Source organism: Janthinobacterium sp. P210006 (genome assembly GCF_036231885.1).
Taxonomy (GTDB): Bacteria; Pseudomonadota; Gammaproteobacteria; order Burkholderiales; family Burkholderiaceae_D; genus Janthinobacterium; species Janthinobacterium violaceinigrum.
The window spans coordinates 211,138-229,427 of record NZ_JAZARD010000003.1 but is presented as its reverse complement, the minus strand read 5'-3'; the positions used below and the strand labels follow the sequence as shown (position 1 = coordinate 229,427).

Here is an 18,290-nt window from a genome sequence, read left to right as displayed (position 1 = left end):
TGCTAGCGGTGGTCAGAAATAGTTGAGACCCAGCGCCGACTTGACTTCATCGGCCGTGCGGGCCGCCACTTCGCGGGCCTTGAACGTGCCTTCCTTCAGCATCTGGATGACCTGGCCCTTGTCCTTGGCGAACTCTTCGCGGCGGGCGCGGATCGGCGCCAGCAATTCCTGCAAGACCACGTCCAGGCGCTTCTTGACGATGCTGTCGCCCAGGCCGCCCCGCACGTAGTGGGCTTTCATCTCGGCCAGCGCCGCTTTTTCCGGATCGAAGGCGTCCAGGTAGGTGAAGGCCACGTTGCCTTCCAAGTGGCCCGGGTCTTCCACGCGCAGGTGCAGCGGGTCCGTGTACACTTTTTTCACGGCAGCCGTGATTTCCGCCGGCGTTGCGCCCAGGTTGATGGTGTTGCCCAGCGACTTGCTCATCTTCGCCTTGCCGTCGATGCCGGGCAGGCGGCCGATGTCCGGCACCAGCGCCTTGCATTCCATCAGCACTTCGCGGTTGTACATGCGGTTGAAGCGGCGCACGATTTCATTCGTTTGCTCGATCATCGGAATCTGGTCTTCGCCCACGGGCACCACGCCCGCCTTGAAGGCCGTGATGTCGGCCGCCTGGCTGGCCGGGTAGGTGAGGAAGCCGGCCGGGATGTCGCGCTCGAAGCCGCGCAGGCGGATTTCTTCCTTGACGGTGGGGTTGCGCTCGAGGCGCGCCACGGTGACGATGTTCAGGTAGTAAAAGGTCAGCTCGGCCAGTTCCGGGATCTGCGACTGGATGAACACGGTCGTTTTCGTCGGGTCAATGCCGACGGCCAGGTAGTCGAGCGCCACTTCAACGACGTTGCGGTGCACCTTGTCGATGTCGTCCATATTGTCCGTCAGCGCTTGCGCATCGGCCAGCATGATGAATTGCTTGTAGCTGTTCTGGTAGGCGACGCGGTCGCGCAGGCTGCCGACGAAGTGGCCCAGGTGCAAGGGACCGGTGGGGCGGTCGCCCGTCAGGATCACGGATTGCGAAGCGATGGCGGCAGCCGACAGGGGCGCGGCCGGGGTGTTATCGGTGTCGGGAGTATCGGGGGTGTTCGGCAAGCTCATCAAGTTTCCTTTCGAGCCGCCTGCATCGGGGATGATCCAGGCTGAAGCCTGTTACGCCACCGATCGAGGCGGCGTTGATCATGATCACATCACTATGCAGTGGCCGCGCGGAGTGAGCGGGACCACCAATTCAAGCAGGCGTGTTGTGACGGGATAAATTTCATGGCGTTATGGTTGCAGTTCGTACGCGTTCTGTCAAGTTGCGGCCCCATATATCTGCTGCGCCGCGTCAGAGGCTGGCCTTCTGCAGGACTTGCTTTCCGGGTACTATTGCCGTTCGGCCACTTTTGCGTGGCATGAATCCATTGGAGAACAGTATGCGCGTTTCGTCCCCCGTCCGGCTCACCGGTCTGGCTCTTGTTATCAGTTCCCTATTTGCTGCGCCCGTGCTGGCGCAAACGCCGCCCATGACGCCCGATATCGGCGCCAAGCTGGTGATGCCCGACCTGAACGATTACGTCAAGCGCGTGGTGATGATCCCCATGCGCGACGGCGTCAAGCTGTACACGGTGATCGTCGTGCCGAAAGGCGCCCAGAAAGCGCCCATCATGCTTACGCGCACACCGTACAATGCGGCCCGCCGCGCCCAGCGCGCAGCCAGCCCCAGCATGCTGGCGACCTTGCCGCAGGGCGACGACACCCTGGTCGAGAACGGCTACATCCGCGTGTTCCAGGACGTGCGGGGCAAGCATGGCTCGGAAGGCGATTATGTGATGACGCGCCCCGTGCGCGGCCCCTTGAACCATACCAAGGTGGACAACGTCACCGATGCGTGGGACACGATCGACTGGCTGGTGAAAAACGTGCCGGAAACGAATGGCAAGGTGGGCATGCTGGGTTCCTCGTATGAAGGCCATACGGTGCTGATGGCCCTGGTCGACCCGCATCCGGCCCTGAAGGTGGCCATCCCTATGAGTGCCATGGTCGATGGCTGGCGCGGCGACGACTGGTTCCACAACGGCGCCTTCCGCATGCCCAGCCTGTCCTACCTGGCCTGGCAGACGAGCGCCCGCGGCAGCGCTGAGGCGCCCGCGCTGGGCGTGTATGACGAGTACGACGCGTACCTGCGCATCGGCTCGGCCGGCGATTTCGCGAAGAAATTCGGCATCGACAAGCTGACCTACACGAAAAAACTGTTCGAGCACCCAGCCTACGACAGTTACTGGCAAGAACAGGCACTCGACAAGATCCTGGCCAAGCGCCCGCTGATCGTGCCCACCATGCACGTGGTGGGGCAGTGGGACCAGGAAGACATCTATGGCCCCTACGCCACCTACGCGGCGATGGAGGGGCGCGACAAGCGCAACAACCTCAATTACCTGGCCATCGGCCCATGGCGCCATAGCGGCGTCAACTATGACGGTTCCAGCCTTGGCGCCCTGAAGTTTGACGGCGACACGGCGCGCCAGTTCCGCGAAAAGGTCATGCAGCCATTCCTCAATCAATACCTGAAGGATGGCGCGCCGGACGCGAACACGGCGCCCGTGGTGTCGTACCAGAGCGGCACCAACCAGTGGCAGCGCCTGCAGCAATGGCCGCTGGCTTGCGAGACGTGCGACACGAAACTGACGCCGATCTACCTGCAGGACGGTTCCAAGCTGGGTTTTGCGGCACCATCGGGCGCTGCGGATGCGGCTGAAGGGGCGTTCGATGAGTACGTGGCCGATCCGGCGAAACCCGTGCCTTTCGTGGTCCGTCCCGTGCGCCTCACCGACGCCGACGTGTGGAAGCCATGGCTGGTCAGCGACCAGCGCGGCTATGCGGACCGCACGGACGTGCTCAGCTACGTTTCCGAACCGTTGAAGACGGCCGTGCGCATCGCTGGCGCGCCGATGGTCAACCTGTTTGCCGCCACCAGCGGCACGGACGCCGACTGGGTGGTGAAACTGATCGACGTGTATCCGGACGAAGTGCCGTCGCAGCCAGCCATGGGCGGCTACCAGTTGGGCGTGGCGATGGATATCTTCCGCGGCCGCTACCGCGACAGCTTCGAACACCCGACGCCGATACCGGCGGGCAAAGTGGAGCGCTATCGCTTCGCTTTGCCGAACGCAAATCACGTCTTCCTGCCCGGCCACCGCATTGCCGTGCAAGTGCAGTCGAGCTGGTTCCCCCTGTACGACCGCAATCCGCAAATTTACGTGCCGAACATCTTCCTGGCCGACCCCGGCCATTATAGAAAGGCGACGCAGCGCGTGTACCACGCGGCAGGGGCGGCCAGCGCCATCGAGTTGCCGATAGCGCCGCTCGACGCGCGCTAAGCGATTCGCATCAGGATGGCTCCCGCCGCGATCAGGCCGATGGCCAGGTAGCGGCGGGGGCTGATTTTTTCGCGCAGGAACAGGGCGGCGATGGCGATGGCGAACAGGATCGACGTCTCGCGCAGGGCCGCGATGGCGGCCACGGGCGCCTGTGTCATGGCCCACAGGGCCAGGCCGTACGAAGCCAGGGTGCCGAAACCGCCAACGGCGGCCAGGCGCCATTGCGTTTGCGCATAGGCAAGCAAGTCGGCGGGGCGGCGCAATGCCGTCCACAGCAATAGTCCCGCGCCGTTCAAGACAAAAATCCACATCGTGTAGGCGGCCGGCGCGCCGGACAGGCGCACGCCGATACCGTCGATCAGGGTATAGCTGGCAATGACGCAGGCGTTGCCCAGCGCAAAGGCGGTGGCGCGTCCCGTGTTTCTCGGCACGCTGCCGATGGCGGGCGTGCGCGCGGCAACATACAGGCCGAAGATGCCCCCGCAGATGCAGGCGACGGCGCCCATCTGCATGGAAGACAGCCGTTCGCCGATCAGCGGCCAGCTGGCCAGCGCCACGAGCAGCGGCGCGCTGCCGCGCATCAGCGGATAGGCGTGGCTCATGTCGCCCGCCTTGTAGGCGGCCGCCAGCAGCGAGTAATAGGCCAGCTGCGCCACGGCCGAGGCGGCCAGGTAGGGCCAGCTGGCGGGCGCCGGCGCAGGCACGAAGGGCAGTACGGCCAGCGAGATCAGGGCGGCGCCCACGGACACCAGCACCGTGCTGAGGAAGGTATCCTTGCCCGACTTGACGATGGCATTCCAGCTGGCGTGCAGGAGGGCGGCAAACAGGACGACGGCGACGACAAGACCGGACATGCCAGCCTTAGCGGGGGCGTATGCTGAGCGACAGCAGTTCCTGGCGGTGATGACGCTGGAAGGCGTCCATCAGGGAGCCCGAGCGGCCCGTCTTTTCCAGCAGGTCGCGCAAGGTCGCCTGGTCTTCGGCCGTCAGCGACTTGCGCGACAGGTAGATGCCGCTCATGCCCCACGGTAATTCCGGCAGCGCTTCCAGGCGCAGGCGGTCGGCCAGGCCATACACGCGCGCATCGTTTTGCGCCACGCCGGCCAGGATGGTGGGCGCCATGATGGTGGCGTCGATGAAGCCGCTTTGCATCAGGCGCGCCACGGACAGCGCATCGACTTCGTAGAACAGGCGTCCCTGGCTGCTCAGCTCTTTTGCCAGCGCCTGGTACGGTGCGCCATAGTCGTAGCCGCGCACCAGCGCCACGCGCAGTTCGCGCCGCTCGATCAGTTCCTGCATGGTGTTGATGGGCGCGCGCGCGCCCTGCAGCGAGATCAGCAGGGGGCGGCTGCCCAACATGGGGATGAACAGGCCATGCTGGTCGCGCCGCAAGGTGCTGCTGGCCGGCATCAGCAAGTCGGCCTTGCCCGCCTCGAACATCGCTTCCAGGCGGGCGCGCGGCACGGCCGTGAAGATGAAATTGCAGCCCAGGCGCGTGCCCATGCTGCGCAGCAGGTCGGGATAGATGCCGCCGATGCTGGCGCCATTGACCACCACGCTGGCGCCGATGGCCGAGACGGGCACCTGGATGTCGCGCGAGCATTGCGCACCGGCCAGCGACGGCAGCGCCAGCGCCAGCACGGCCACGGTTCGGCGCCAGGCGCTGAAATAAAAGTCAGTCATACCCATCCTTGCTCACCATCGAATGCCGGGCGTCGGTAACGCGCGGTTGATTATCCCATTCTCGCCTATTTATTTCCCAAATGCAATATTATCCTGCTGACTACTTTGTGGTGGAAACCACAAGTCTTGCCGCGCTTTGTGCCTTGAAGTAGCGCCAGGCCACCACGATGCCCAGGGTTTGCATGATGGCGCACAGATAGAAGGTGCTGCCGATGCGCCAGTCCTGGGGCGGCAAATGGCTCACTTCACCGAGGATCATGCTGCCCAGCAAAGGCATGATGATGATGCCCAGGCTGCTGATCGATTGCAGCGAGCCCATCAGTTCTCCCTGTTCGCCGGCGCCGGACGCCTTCGAGATGATGCCTTGCAGGGCCGGGCCCGCAGCAAAGGCCAGCAGGTTGCACAGGATCAGCGCATACATCATCCAGCCCTGCGTGGCCAGGCCGTACAGCAGGTAGGTGAGGGCGCCCGAGGCCATGCCCAGCAGCGACAGGCGCACTTCGCCAAAGCGCTTGATGAGGATGCCCAGCAAGCCCGCCTGCACCACGGCCGCGCACAGGCCCACGCAGAACAGGGCGATGCCGTTCTGGCGCGGCGTCCAGTCGAAGCGGAAATGCGTGTACAGCACCCAGGTGGTGTTGAGCATCATTTGCGCAAACGTCATCAGGCCGAAGGCCAGCACGAGGCCGCGGATGTCCACGCGGCGCACCAGCTTGAGCAGGGCGGCAAACGGATTGATGCGGGCCAGGGTGAACGGCGCGCGCGGACCCGGCTGCAGCGACTCGGGCACGAAGAAATAGCCGTAGATGAAATTGGCCGCCGACAGGCCCGCCGCCACGTAAAACGGCAGGTGCAGATTGACCTCGCCCAGCAGGCCGCCCAGCATGGGGCCGCAAATGAAGCCCAGGCCGAAGGCGGCGCCGATCTTGCCGAAACTCTTGGCGCGGTTGTCGGGTGTGGAAATGTCGGAAGCATAGGCGGACGCCACCGACATGCTGGCCGACGAGACGCCGCCGATGATGCGGCCGATGAACAGGCAGGCCAGGTTGGGCGCCCAGCCCGTGGCGAGAAAGTTGATGCCCATGCCGGCCATCGAGTACAGCAGCACGGGACGGCGTCCCACGCGGTCGCTGATGGCGCCCAGCATGGGCATGAAGATGAATTGCAGCAAGCCGAAGACGGCCGCCATGATGCCGTACCAGAATGCTTGCTGATCCTTGCCGCTGACAAAGTCGCCGATCAGGATGGGCAGCACGGGCACCACGAGGCCGATGCCCAGCATGTCGATGAAGACGCAGACGAGGATGAAATTGAGGTTGTCGGCACGCGCGGGCGCGGCGGGGGACGACGGTGATTGGCTGTCGGGGCTGGTTTTATCGGACATGCATGCTTTCGGCGCGCACTCCGCGCCGCCGTGCGGCGTGCGGAGTTCAGTTGTTGGCGTTGCGCCGGCGCGTTGCAGATTCCTGCCGACGCCACGGCGTGATAGCTGAGCCTTGTATTATAGACAGCATGGGCGGTGCTGGCTATCGCCACCCATGCTAGCCGGCAATTCCCCATTCCTGGGCAAAGGCGGCGCGGAAATCCGTCAGCACGGCCAGCCGCTGTTCGGCCAGCCTGCGGCCCGCCGCCGTCTGCATCTTGCCGGGCAGTTTGTCCAGCTTGGTGACGATATGGTCGAGCGCGTACGCCTTGTCATTCAGTTCGCGATGCCGGGCCAGCGGGTCCGTGCCATGGGCCAGCGCGCTGTCCATGCGCGCCGCCGTATAGAACAACCGCGCCAGTCCCACGGCGCCCAGCGCGTCGATGCGGTCGGCATCCTGCACGATCTGCGCTTCGAGCGTGTGCGGCGGCAGATCGGCGGAAAAACTGTGCGTCTCGATGGCGTGGGCCACGCCGGCCAGTTTTTCTGCCGGGAAATCCAGCTCCGCCAGCTGGCGGCACGCCAGCGCTGCCGCCTGGCGCGAAGCCAGGTGGCGCTCGGGATGGTTTTTCGGCAAGTTCACCAGATCGTGCAGGTAGCAGGCGGCCATCACGGTGAGGGCGTCGGCCTGCGCATGCTCTTGCAGCAGGACACTGGCATTGCGCCAGACGCGCTGCAGGTGGTTGATGTCGTGGGCGCTGTCGTCGCCCAGGCCGGCCGTGGCCAGCGCCAGCAGGCGTGGTTGCCATTGGGAAAGCAAAGAATGCATGTTCACAGTCGTAAAAAGCAGGGGCCGCCAGTGTGGCATAAAACGCCGCCGCGCATGCATCCATTGCTTTAGGCACTTGCTTTTTTATTTACTTCTAAGCAGAATGCGCGCCTTGGTATTTTATTGCCTATCAGATATTTTTGAAAAATAATAATTCCACATTGCAAAGGATAATCAATGCCCCGTTATTGGCTGATAGCCGGTTTGTTTCTTGCCTGCGGCCACGCAGCTTCCTGGGCCCAGGAGGCTCCCCGCTATACCTTGAGCGAGGATATGGCGGAGACAGGCACCATCATCAAGCGCAAGGGTGTCAAGGGCAGCATTCCCGTGAATTACAGCTATGCGCAATTGACCGAGGAACAGAAGCTGAGCGTGCGAGACCAGTACGAGGGTTTGCCGGCCGCGGACGAGCCTCCTTATCCGATCAAGGGCCTGGAGCCGTTCCTGCGCGAGGTGTATGCGGCACAGCGCATCTTGCAAGTACGGGGCAAGCTGGTGCTGGCGGTGCAGGTCAACAGCAAGGGGGAGGGCAAGGAAGTGGCCATCTTCGAATCGCCGGACGACAAGATGGCGAACTTTGCCGCAGCTGCCGCGATCAAGCAGCGCTACAAGCCGGGACTGTGCAGCGGTGTGCCTTGCACCATGGATTTTGTCTATACAGTGTCGTTCAATCTGCCGTCGGAAGAGGATGGCGGGGCGAAGGCGGCACAATAGCGACACAATAGCGGCTGGTATCCAGGCGTGATGCTTTTGCGACAAAGTCAGGTAATCGTGATCTCGCGGAAAGAACGATGCTCTTTTTTAGTGCACTGAAAATTTACATGCGGTAACATTGCCGCATTGCAATTTCAGTGCATTATTTAATAAATTCCATATGGGCGCCCAAAGGCCGGTGAGAGGCGCGTCCTGCGACATTCCTAAAGGATTATCATGAACACCATTTCCAGCGACGCTGGCGCAACCGTTGCCAAGGCTGCCGAATACCTGGCTTTTACCCTGGGCCAGGAAGAGTATGGCATCGACATCCAGAAAGTCAGCGAAATCCGCAGCTATGAAACGCCGACCCGCATCGCCAACGCGCCCGAGTTCGTCAAGGGCGTGGTCAACCTGCGCGGCATCATCGTGCCGATCGTCGACATGCGCATCAAGTTCAACCTGGGCACTCCCAGCTACGACCAGTTTACCGTCGTCATCATCCTCAATATCGGCAACCGCGTGGTGGGCATGGTCGTCGACCGCGTCTCCGACGTCACCACCTTGCTGCCGGAACAGATCAAGCCGGCGCCGGACATGGGCCGCTCGATCAACACGGAATACGTGATCGGCCTGGGCACCATCGACGAGCGCATGCTGATCCTCGTCGATATCGACCAGCTGATGTCCAGCGCCGACATGGGTTTGATTGAAAAACTGGCTGCCTAAATTCTTGCTGAAGGTCAGTTAGGTCATGTTTGTAGGGAACAATTGACCCCAAGCATTGTTTGCTTTTTCTGCAAGGCGCACGCTAGCGCATTTCCTGGCGCACGGTTCAGCCGAACCGTGCGCCAGTTTCACTTCAGTTTCACTTTTTACGCCCGTTTCGCCACGTCAGCCAGCCAGCGCCCGCCCAGAGCGGGAGCGCCGGCCGGCCGCCACGCCGGCATCCGGGTTTTTAGGATAGTCACATGAATGTATTACGCAACGTCAGCATCGGTGTCCGCCTGGGACTCGGTTTTGCCGTGATTTTGCTGTTTTCCATGCTCATTACGGGCATCAGCGTCTGGCGCCTGCACGACGTGGCCAGCGCCACGCGCGTCATGATGGAGCAGCCGCTGGCCAAGGAACGCTATATTTCCGACTGGTATGGACGCATCGACAGCGCCGTGCGCCGCACCATCGCGATTGCCCGCAGCAGCGATACCTCGCTCAGCGGTTATTTCGCCGAAGAATCGAAAGTCTCGTCGGCCAGCTCGGCCGAGCTGCAAAAGAAGATCGAGGCCTTGATCGACAAGCCCGAGGAAAAAGCCATGTTCGCGGGCTTGCTGGAACAGCGCAAGGTGTACATCGGCTCGCGCGACCAGGTCTACAAGCTGAAGGGCGAATCGCAGGTCGACGCGGCCAACGAGGTGTTTGAAAAGACCTTCGTGCCGGCCGCCGCCAAGTACCAGAAGATGGTCTCGGACTTGCTGGAGCACCAGCGCGCCACGATCGACACGACGGCGCGCGAGATCGACGCCGTCGCCAACACCAGCCGCAACCTGATGCTGGTGCTGGCGGCGCTGGCGCTGGCCTTTGGCGTCGTCTGCGCCTGGGTCTTGACGACGGGCATCGTGCGCCCCCTGCGCACGGCCGTGGAGATCGCCCGCAAGGTGGCCGATGGCGACCTGACGGCGCAGATCGATGCCAGCGCCAGGGATGAAACGGGGCAACTGCTGCTGGCCCTGAAGGACATGAACACGAGCCTGCTCAACATCGTCGGCGAAGTGCGCAGCGGCACGGACAGCATCGCGACCTCGTCGACGCAGATTGCAGCCGGTAATCAGGACCTGTCTTCCCGTACGGAAGAGCAGGCCGGTTCGCTGGAAGAAACGGCGTCGTCGATGGAAGAGCTGACCAGTACCGTGAAACAGAATGCGGACAATGCGCGCCAGGCGAACCAGTTGGCGGCTTCGGCGGCGCAAGTAGCCGTCAAGGGCGGCGAAGTGGTGGCGCAGGTGGTGGGCACGATGGAATCGATCAATGCCTCGTCGAACAAGATCGTCGACATCATCAGTGTGATCGACGGCATCGCCTTCCAGACGAATATCCTGGCCCTGAATGCGGCCGTGGAAGCGGCGCGCGCGGGCGAGCAGGGCCGCGGCTTTGCCGTGGTGGCGTCCGAAGTGCGCAACCTGGCCCAGCGTTCCGCTTCCGCGGCGAAGGAAATCAAGACCCTGATCGGCGCCTCGGTCGAACAGGTCAACGCGGGCAGCATGCTGGTGGCCCAAGCCGGTTCGACCATGAACGACATCGTCGACAGCGTGCAGCGCGTGAGCGACATCATCACGGAAATCACGGCGGCCAGCAGCGAGCAAAGCGTGGGCATCGACGAGATCAACCGGGCTATCGGCCAGATGGATGCCGTCACGCAGCAAAATGCGGCGCTGGTGGAAGAGTCGGCGGCGGCTGCCGAATCGATGCAGCACCAGGCGCACAACCTGGCGCAAGTGGTCAGCGTCTTCAAACTCAATGGCCAGCAGGCCGGCGCCGGCGGCGTGCATGGCGTAAAGCCGGCGCAGAAACGCCCGGCAGCGCCGCACACTGCCTTGCGCATCGGCACCCGCTGATGCTGCCGCGGCACCCGCTGATGCTGCCGCGGCTGCCGCGGGCAGCCGCTGTCCCCCCTTCGCTGTTCCCTTTTTATATAGTCTGGTTCCGCTTTTTTAGGATATTCACATGAATTTGTTAAGAAACGTCAGTATTGGTGTGCGCCTCGGCCTGGGTTTTGCCGTGATTTTGCTGTTTTCCATGCTGATCACGGGCATCAGCGTGTGGCGTCTGCATGACGTGGCCATGGCCACGCGCAGCATGATGGAACTGCCGCTGGCCAAGGAGCGCTATATTTCCGACTGGTATGCGAAGATCGACAGTGGCGTGCGCCGCACCACGGCCATTGCGCGCAGCAGCGACACGACCCTGGGCGCGTATTTCGCGGAAGAAGCGAAACAGTCGTCCGTGGTATCGGGCGAGCTGCAAAAGAAAATCGAAGCGCTGATTTCCAGCCCGGAAGAAAAGGAACTGTTCCGCCTGGTGAGCGAGCAGCGCAAGGTCTACCTCGATTCGCGCGCGCAAGTGTCGAAGCTGAAGGCGGATGGGCAGGAAGCGGAGGCAGAGAAGGCGTTCCAGGGCGTCTTCGTGCCCGGTTCGACCAAATACCTGAAAGTGGTCAATGACATGCTGCAGCACCAGCGCGCCAGCATCGACGCCACGGCGCGCGAAATCGATGAAGTCGCCAAGACCAGCCGCAACCTGCTGCTGACCCTGGCCACCCTGGCGCTGGGCTTTGGCGTCGTCTGCGCCTGGCTGTTGACGACAGGCATCGTGCGCCCCCTGCGCACGGCCGTGGAGATCGCCCGCAAGGTGGCCGATGGCGACTTGACGGCGCAGATCGACGCCAGCGCCAAGGATGAAACGGGGCAACTGCTGCTGGCCCTGAAGGACATGAACACGAGCCTGCTCAACATCGTCAGCGAAGTGCGCACGGGCACGGACAGCATCGCGACCTCGTCGACGGAAATTGCAGCCGGCAACCAGGACCTGTCTTCCCGCACGGAAGAGCAGGCCGGTTCCCTGGAAGAGACGGCGTCGTCGATGGAAGAGCTGACCAGCACCGTGAAACAGAATGCGGACAATGCGCGCCAGGCGAACCAGTTGGCAGCTTCGGCGGCGCAGGTGGCCGTCAAGGGCGGCGAAGTGGTGGCGCAAGTGGTGGGCACGATGGAATCGATCAATGCCTCGTCGAACAAGATCGTCGACATCATCAGTGTCATCGACGGCATCGCGTTCCAGACAAATATCCTGGCCCTGAATGCTGCCGTGGAAGCGGCGCGCGCGGGCGAGCAGGGCCGCGGCTTTGCCGTCGTGGCGTCCGAAGTACGCAACCTGGCCCAGCGTTCCGCTTCGGCGGCGAAGGAAATCAAGACCCTGATCGGCGCGTCCGTGGAACAAGTCAACGCGGGCAGCATGCTGGTGGCGCAAGCCGGTTCGACCATGAACGACATCGTCGACAGCGTGCAGCGCGTGAGCGACATCATCACGGAAATCACGGCAGCGAGCAGCGAGCAAAGCGTGGGCATCGACGAGATCAACCGGGCCATCGGCCAGATGGATGCCGTCACGCAGCAAAATGCGGCACTGGTGGAAGAGTCGGCGGCCGCCGCCGAATCGATGCAGCACCAGGCGCACAACCTGGCGCAAGTGGTCAGCGTGTTCAAATTGACTGGCCAGCAGGCCGGCGCCGGCGGCTTGAAGGCGGTGAGCGGCGGCAAGCGCCCGGCGGCCAAGGCGCCGCAAGAGCCATTGCAGATCGGCCGCGCCGCCTAAATGGCAAGGGGTGGAGGATCGTCCTCCACCCAGCCGGCGATCGCCAGCTGCGACAGCCGGTCCGCCTCGCCATTGCGGTGGCGCGGCAGCCAGCATAGCGTTACATCGTGTAATTGTTCCAGCAGGGCCACTACGGTGGCCCTCTGCGTTTCCAGTCCCCTGGCGCCTGCCGCCGTCGTTCCCAATACATCGTTGATCACCACCTGGCTGTCGCCGTACAGCAGCAGCTGCATGGGTGGCGGACGCACGCCGAGTGCCGCCTGCAGCACGGCCGTCAGGGCCGCATATTCCGCTTCGCTGCTGTTGCCATAGCCGGCCGCCTCGCTCACTTCAATGCGTTCGCCATTCGGCCCCAGCAGCAGGGCGCCGATGCCCAGCTTGCCCGGATTCGGGTGCGCGGAGCCGTCGAACCAGCCGCGCCACGCCGAAGCGGGACCCGCCGGCTGGCGCCGGGCCGCTTGCGCTTGCTGGCGGTCGCTGATCTTTTGCGCCTTGCGCTGCGCTTCGGCGGCGCGCGCCTGCGCCCGCGACGCCAGCAGGGCGGCAAGGCCTTGCGTGCCGGCCGCCTGTTCCAGTATGCGCTGCAGCGCCACGTCGTTGCTGATGCCTTCCTGCGCCGCCAGCCGGCGCGCCCGGGTCCGCTCGCTCTTGAACGCGGCCGCCTCCAATGTTGCCGACTCCTCTTGCATGGTGCTTTCCATAATTGTTGTGCCGCGAATCTACGCGAGTGCGGCGCGGACCGCAAGGCGGCCTGTGCCATTTTACGTTGTCCGCTTGCACGACATAACACGGAGTGATATAGTCTGTGTTATCAAATCAAGGAGAAAAAACATGACACAGCGCGTATTGATCATTGGTGCCGGCTTTGCCGGATTGTGGAGTGCCCTGGCTGCCGTGCGCCGCCTGAAGCTGGAAAACGTTGCGGCAGGCGACATCGAAGTGGCGCTGGTGGCGCCCGAAGCGGTGCTGACGATGCGCCCGCGCCTGTACGAGCCGGCGCCCGCCAGCATGGTGGCGCCGCTGCAGCAACTGTTCGACGACACGGGCGTGCGCTTCATCGCGGGCAAGGTCGAAGCCATCCGCAGTGCCAGCGACGAAGTCGACATCGTGGCCGCCGACGGCAGCCGTTCCACCCTGGCCTATGACCGCCTGGTGCTGGCGGCAGGCAGCAGCCTGTTCCGGCCGGAGATTCCGGGTCTGCAAGAATTTGCCTTCAGCACCGACCAGCGCGACGACGCGGTGGCGCTCGATGCGCACCTGCACGGGCTGGCCGCCCGTCCCGCATCGGCTGCGCGCAATACGGTCATCGTGGCCGGTGGCGGCTTCACGGGCATCGAGCTGGCGGCCGAGCTGCCGGCCCGCCTGCGCGCCATCCTGGGCCAGGATGCCGAGATCAAGGTGATCATCGTCGAGCGGGCGCCCGACATCGGTCCCGACCTGGGGCCGGGACCGCGTCCCGTGATCGAGCAGGCGCTGGCGGAGCTGGGCGTGGAATGCCGGCTCGGTTCAGCCGTGGCCGCCATCGATGCGGAAGGCTTGACGACGGCCAATGGCGAGCGCATCGAGGCGGCCACCGTGGTGTGGACGGCGGGCGTGCGGGCCAGCGCGCTGACGGCGCAGATTCCCGGCAACAAGGATGCGGCGGGCCGCCTGCGGGTGGCGAACGACTTGCGCGTGCCAGGCGCAGGCAAGGTCTTTGCCACGGGCGACGCGGCCGTCGCGGCCACGGACGACGATGGCAATCACACGCTGATGAGTTGCCAGCACGCCATGTTCCTCGGACGTTCCTCGGGCGACAATGCCGTGGCCGATCTGCTGGGGCTGGCCACGCGGCCCTACCGTCAGCCGTATTATGTGACGTGCCTGGACCTGGGCGCGTGGGGAGCCGTCGTCACGCAGGGCTGGGAGCGCAAGGTGTGGATGACGGGCAGCGAAGGCAAGGCCTTGAAGGTGGCCATCAATGGCCGCGTGATCTATCCGCCAGCCGACAGCGCGGCGGCGCTGGCCGCGGCCGATCCCGCGTTCGAGCTGTCGCTGTAACCTTGCGGCTGCAAACGGGGAGTGCTACAGTCCCCGTTTTGCAACGGAGGAATGGCATCATGGCACATTATGGAAGCGGCACCGAGTATGGCTTGCATTGCCTGCTGTATCTGGCGCAGCCGCTTGCCGAGCCTGCCAGCAGCCGCGATCTGGCGGAATTGCAGGGCATTTCCGTCTCGTTCCTGGCAAAAATCTTCCCCAAGCTGGAGAAGGCGGGCATCGTGACGGCGTCGGAAGGCATACGCGGCGGCTACCAGCTGGCGCGCCCGGCGGGCGACATCAGCGTGCTCGACGTGGTGGATGCCATCGAAGGTCCGAAACCGCTGTTCGATTGCCAGCAGATCCGCAGCCGCTGCACCCTGTACGAAGGCGAGCCGCCCGGCTGGATGACCAGCGGCGTGTGCGGCATCCACGCCTTGATGCTGCGCGCCGAGAAAAGCATGCGCGCCGAGCTGGACAAGACCACCCTGGCGGACCTGGCGCAAGGCGTGGGCAGCATGGCGCCGGCCGGCTTTGGCGAGGATTTGCAGGGCTGGTTCAGCGGCCGCGTGCAGGTGCGCAGCGAGGCGCGCATTGCCGCCGTGCGCGGACCGAAGCCGCGCCGCGTCAAGGACGATGCGGGCTGAGACGCCTTTGCCAGGCGCCAAGTCACAATAATCTCAGGGTTTCAGCAGCACGGTATCGACCAGGCTGCCGATCCAGCACGCCACCAGCACACAAACGGCCACCGTCATGGCGGGGCCGTCATTGGCGGACAGGGCGTCGACTTTTTCCACGATCAGCTGCACATCGAGGGGCAGCGCGCCGCTGTCGATCTGTGCCATGATTTGATCCAATCGTGCCATGATCTGGCGCAACACCAGCACCAGCGCGATCAGCGCAGGCACGGCAAACAGGCAGCCGCGCGCCTTGCGTTTCAATAGGAAATGCCCGCTGCCGGGAAAGACCAGCGCGGACAGCAGCAGGGCCTGCGTGCGTTTGGAAAGGGGGGAGCCGCTCATGCGTGCCTTTGTGAGGAGGAAGAGCGGCCCATCATACTATTGCCAGCCGAATTTGCGCAGGTACACGCGTTTCATGAACGTCGTCAGCAGGGTGTAGCACACGAGGATGCCCAGCAGCCAGGGGAAGTAGCCCAACGGCAAGGCTTGCAGCTTGAAGTAGGTCGCCAGCGGTCCCATCGGCAGGAATACGCCCACGGCCATGATGGCAGTGGTGGCCACCAGCAGGGGCACGGAAGCGATGCTGTCGATGAAGGGCAGCTTGGGCGTGCGGATCAGGTGCACGATCAGGGTTTGCGTCAGCAAGCCCACGACAAACCAGCCGGACTGGAACATGGTTTGCTGTTCTGGCGTATTCGCGCCGAACACATGCCACATCAGGATGAACGTGCTGATGTCGAAGATCGAGCTGATGGGACCGAAGAACACCATGAAGCGGCCGATGTCGCGCGGGTTCCAGCTCAGCGGCTTCTGGATCAGTTCAGCGTCGACATTGTCGAACGGAATGGCGATCTGCGACACGTCATACAGCAGGTTTTGCACCAGCAGGTGCAGCGGCAGCATGGGCAGGAACGGCAGGAAGGCGCTGGCCACCAGCACGGAAAACACATTGCCGAAGTTCGAGCTGGCCGTCATGCGGATGTACTTGAGCATGTTGCTGAAGGTGCGGCGGCCTTCCAGCACGCCTTCTTCCAGCACCATCAGGCTCTTTTCCAGCAGGATGATGTCGGCCGCTTCCTTGGCGATATCGACGGCCGAATCGACGGAAATGCCGATGTCGGCCGCGCGCAGGGCGGGCGCGTCGTTGATGCCGTCGCCCATGAAGCCGACGATATGGCCGTTGCCGCGCAGGGCGCGCACGAGGCGTTCCTTGTGCAGCGGGCTGAGCTTGGCAAACACGGTGTTGTCCTCGGCCGCCCTGGCCAGGGTGGCGTCATCCATGTCGTCCAGCTGCGGGCCTTGCAGCACGCCATGCACGGCCAGGCCCACTTCGCGGCAAATCTTCGCCGTCACGAGGTGGTTATCTCCCGTCAATACTTTCACGGTCACGCCATGTTCGGCCAGCGCGCGCAGGGCGGGCGCCGTCGATTCCTTCGGCGGATCGAGGAAGGCGACATAGCCGATCAGGGTCAGCGCCGTTTCATCGGCCACGCCGTACACGGTCTTGTGCGGCGGCACTTCCTTGACGGCCACGGCCACCACGCGCAAACCTTCCGCATTCAGGCCGTGCGTGGTTTCCAGCACCTTGGCCAGCAGGGCCGCATCGAGCGGAATGCTCACGCCGCCGAGGCGCAGGTGGCTGCAGGCAGCGAGAATTTCCTCGACGGCACCCTTGCAGATCAGTTCATGGTGGTCGTCGCGCTCGGAGACGACGACGGACATGCGGCGGCGCACGAAGTCGAACGGGATTTCATCGACTTTCACGTAGTCGCGTGCCAGCTGCATTTCCGTCTGCAGTTCCACATGGTCGAGCACGGCGCGGTCCAGCAGGTTTTTCAAGCCGGTCTGGTAGTGGCTGTTCAGGTAGGCGAATTGCAGCACTTCATCGGATTGCTGGCCGAACACGTCGGTGTGGCGCTCCAGCACGATCTTGTCTTGCGTCAAGGTGCCCGTCTTGTCCGTGCACAGCACGTCCATGGCGCCGAAGTTCTGGATGGCATCCAGGCGTTTCACGACGACTTTCTTTTTCGACAGTTTCACGGCGCCCTTGGCCAGGGTGCTGGTGACGATCATGGGCAGCATTTCCGGCGTCAGGCCCACTGCCACGGACAGGGCGAACAGGAACGCTTCCATCCAGTCGCCCTTGGTCCAGCCATTGATCAGGAAGACGAGCGGCGCCATCACGAGGGCAAAGCGGATCAAGAGCCAGCTGACGCTGTTCACGCCCGCCTCGAAGGCCGTGGGCGTGCGCTCGGTGGCCGTCACGCGCGTGGCGATGGTGCCGAAATAGGTGCGGTTGCCCGTGGCCAGGACCAGCGCCGTGGCGGCGCCCGAGATCACGTTCGTGCCCATGAACAGCAAATTGGCCAGCTCCATCGGGTCCTTGCCATGGGCGTCGGCCAGTTCGGCCATCTTTTCCACCGGCAAGGATTCGCCCGTCATGGCGGCCTGGCTGACGAACAGGTCTTTTGCGGACAGCAAGCGGCAATCGGCGGGAATCATGTCGCCGGCGGACAGCACGATGATGTCGCCTTGTACCAGCTGGCGGATGGGCAGCTCGATGCGCTGGCCATTGCGCAGCACGGTGGCCGTATTGCTGACCATGGCTTTCAGGCGCTCGGCGGCGCGGTTCGAGCGGCCTTCCTGCACGAAGCGCAGCAGGGTCGACAAGATCACCATGGTGCCGATGACGATGGTTGCCTTCGGGTCTTCTGTCAGGTAGGAAACAATCGCCAGTACGGTGAGCAGCAGGTTGAACGGATTCTTGTAGCACAGCCACAGGTGCTGGTACCAGGCCAGCGGCTTTTCGTGCTCGACTTCGTTCGGACCCGTCTGCGCGCCGATGACTTGCGCCTCGGCATCGCGCAAGCCTTCGATGCGCGTGTGCAGGCGGTTCAGGGCGCTTTCCAGGTCTTCATGGGCGGCCGTCAGCAACTGGCGCGCCAGGTGGTCGGGCACGGGGCGGGCCGTGCTGTTTTCCAGCGGCATCGCACGGCGGCGGAAATGGCTGGCCGTATGGCGCTTGCGCAGGAACGATTCGAACAAACGGGTGAAGAGATTCATGCTCTTCCTTTCACGACGAGGTGTTGACGGGCGGCGCAGCCGCAGGCAAGACTTGCGTGCCGCAAGCGTACCATGAGCAGCCATGGTGCTTGAGGGCAATCCGGGTCAGTAGCCGGTCGCGGTCGGAAAGAGGGGGAGAGGCGCGCAGCCAGACTGGCCGCGCGAGACACCGCACCTTGCTTGGCAAGGCACGGAGGAAACGGAGTTCCGTGTTGCTTGCTGTTTAGCTGCCGAGGCAATCA

15 protein-coding genes are annotated in these 18,290 nt (G+C 63.7%); 7 read left to right on the top strand and 8 right to left on the bottom strand.

Translation table 11 applies throughout. The features are described 5' to 3' along the window. Positions 1–12 precede the first annotated feature (12 nt). Positions 13–1,089 carry a tryptophan--tRNA ligase gene (gene trpS, locus VPH41_RS15005; protein WP_226941409.1) on the bottom strand — a complete coding sequence of 359 codons (1,077 nt, stop codon included), beginning with the start codon at positions 1,087–1,089 and terminating at the stop codon, positions 13–15. A gap of 317 nt (positions 1,090–1,406) precedes the next feature. Between trpS and VPH41_RS15000 the strand changes: the two genes are divergently transcribed. Continuing rightward, positions 1,407–3,350: a CocE/NonD family hydrolase gene (locus VPH41_RS15000; protein ID WP_328570636.1), complete on the top strand. Its 1,944-nt coding sequence runs from the start codon at positions 1,407–1,409 to the stop codon at positions 3,348–3,350. Here VPH41_RS15000 and VPH41_RS14995 read toward each other — a convergent pair. The 4 genes from VPH41_RS14995 to VPH41_RS14980 form a co-directional block, all read right to left on the bottom strand. Beyond that, positions 3,347–4,204, bottom strand: coding sequence for a DMT family transporter (locus tag VPH41_RS14995; protein ID WP_287772654.1), 858 nt, complete (start codon positions 4,202–4,204; stop codon positions 3,347–3,349). The two genes, VPH41_RS15000 and VPH41_RS14995, sit on opposite strands and share 4 nt — an antisense overlap. Positions 4,205–4,211: 7 nt before the next feature. After that, positions 4,212–5,033 carry a substrate-binding periplasmic protein gene (locus VPH41_RS14990; protein ID WP_152283238.1) on the bottom strand — a complete coding sequence of 274 codons (822 nt, stop codon included), beginning with the start codon at positions 5,031–5,033 and terminating at the stop codon, positions 4,212–4,214. Between the two features lie 100 nt (positions 5,034–5,133). Beyond that, positions 5,134–6,417, bottom strand: a complete 1,284-nt coding sequence (locus tag VPH41_RS14985) for a TCR/Tet family MFS transporter (protein WP_328570635.1) — start codon at positions 6,415–6,417, stop codon at positions 5,134–5,136. Between the two features lie 157 nt (positions 6,418–6,574). Next, complete coding sequence (locus tag VPH41_RS14980) at positions 6,575–7,225, bottom strand: HD domain-containing protein (RefSeq protein WP_328570634.1); 651 nt, start codon at positions 7,223–7,225, stop codon at positions 6,575–6,577. 177 nt (positions 7,226–7,402) lie between these two features. Between VPH41_RS14980 and VPH41_RS14975 the strand changes: the two genes are divergently transcribed. The 4 genes from VPH41_RS14975 to VPH41_RS14960 all read left to right on the top strand — a co-directional run bounded on the left by VPH41_RS14975 (position 7,403) and on the right by VPH41_RS14960 (position 12,286). Further along, positions 7,403–7,939 (top strand): energy transducer TonB, encoded by a 537-nt coding sequence (locus VPH41_RS14975; RefSeq protein WP_328570633.1) that lies wholly within the window; start codon positions 7,403–7,405, stop codon positions 7,937–7,939. A 216-nt stretch (positions 7,940–8,155) separates the two neighbouring features. After that, positions 8,156–8,647, top strand: coding sequence for a chemotaxis protein CheW (locus tag VPH41_RS14970; RefSeq protein ID WP_152283242.1), 492 nt, complete (start codon positions 8,156–8,158; stop codon positions 8,645–8,647). Positions 8,648–8,889: 242 nt separating this feature from the next. Then, the gene (locus VPH41_RS14965) at positions 8,890–10,530 is read left to right on the top strand and encodes a methyl-accepting chemotaxis protein (RefSeq protein WP_328570632.1); all 1,641 of its coding nucleotides are present in this window, start codon (positions 8,890–8,892) and stop codon (positions 10,528–10,530) included. A 109-nt stretch (positions 10,531–10,639) separates the two neighbouring features. Then, positions 10,640–12,286, top strand: a complete 1,647-nt coding sequence (locus VPH41_RS14960) for a methyl-accepting chemotaxis protein (RefSeq protein ID WP_328570631.1) — start codon at positions 10,640–10,642, stop codon at positions 12,284–12,286. Here the strand turns inward: VPH41_RS14960 and VPH41_RS14955 are convergent. Beyond that, entirely contained in the window at positions 12,283–12,975 is a 693-nt protein-coding gene (locus VPH41_RS14955) for a ribonuclease HI family protein (protein ID WP_328570630.1), read from the bottom strand. The two genes, VPH41_RS14960 and VPH41_RS14955, sit on opposite strands and share 4 nt — an antisense overlap. A 142-nt stretch (positions 12,976–13,117) precedes the next feature. Here VPH41_RS14955 and VPH41_RS14950 point away from each other — a divergent pair, with 142 nt between their 5' ends. Together VPH41_RS14950 and VPH41_RS14945 are read left to right on the top strand one after the other, a co-directional pair. Next, the gene (locus tag VPH41_RS14950) at positions 13,118–14,326 is read left to right on the top strand and encodes an NAD(P)/FAD-dependent oxidoreductase (protein ID WP_328570629.1); all 1,209 of its coding nucleotides are present in this window, start codon (positions 13,118–13,120) and stop codon (positions 14,324–14,326) included. Positions 14,327–14,385: 59 nt separating this feature from the next. Beyond that, positions 14,386–14,952, top strand: coding sequence for an RrF2 family transcriptional regulator (locus VPH41_RS14945; protein ID WP_328570628.1), 567 nt, complete (start codon positions 14,386–14,388; stop codon positions 14,950–14,952). A 33-nt stretch (positions 14,953–14,985) separates the two neighbouring features. Here VPH41_RS14945 and VPH41_RS14940 read toward each other — a convergent pair whose 3' ends face one another. Both VPH41_RS14940 and mgtA read right to left on the bottom strand, forming a co-directional pair. Further along, the gene (locus VPH41_RS14940) at positions 14,986–15,327 is read right to left on the bottom strand and encodes a hypothetical protein (protein ID WP_328570627.1); all 342 of its coding nucleotides are present in this window, start codon (positions 15,325–15,327) and stop codon (positions 14,986–14,988) included. Positions 15,328–15,363: 36 nt separating this feature from the next. Next, on the bottom strand, positions 15,364–18,048 hold the full coding sequence (gene mgtA / locus VPH41_RS14935) for a magnesium-translocating P-type ATPase (protein ID WP_328570626.1): 2,685 nt from the start codon (positions 18,046–18,048) through the stop codon (positions 15,364–15,366). Positions 18,049–18,290 lie beyond the last annotated feature (242 nt).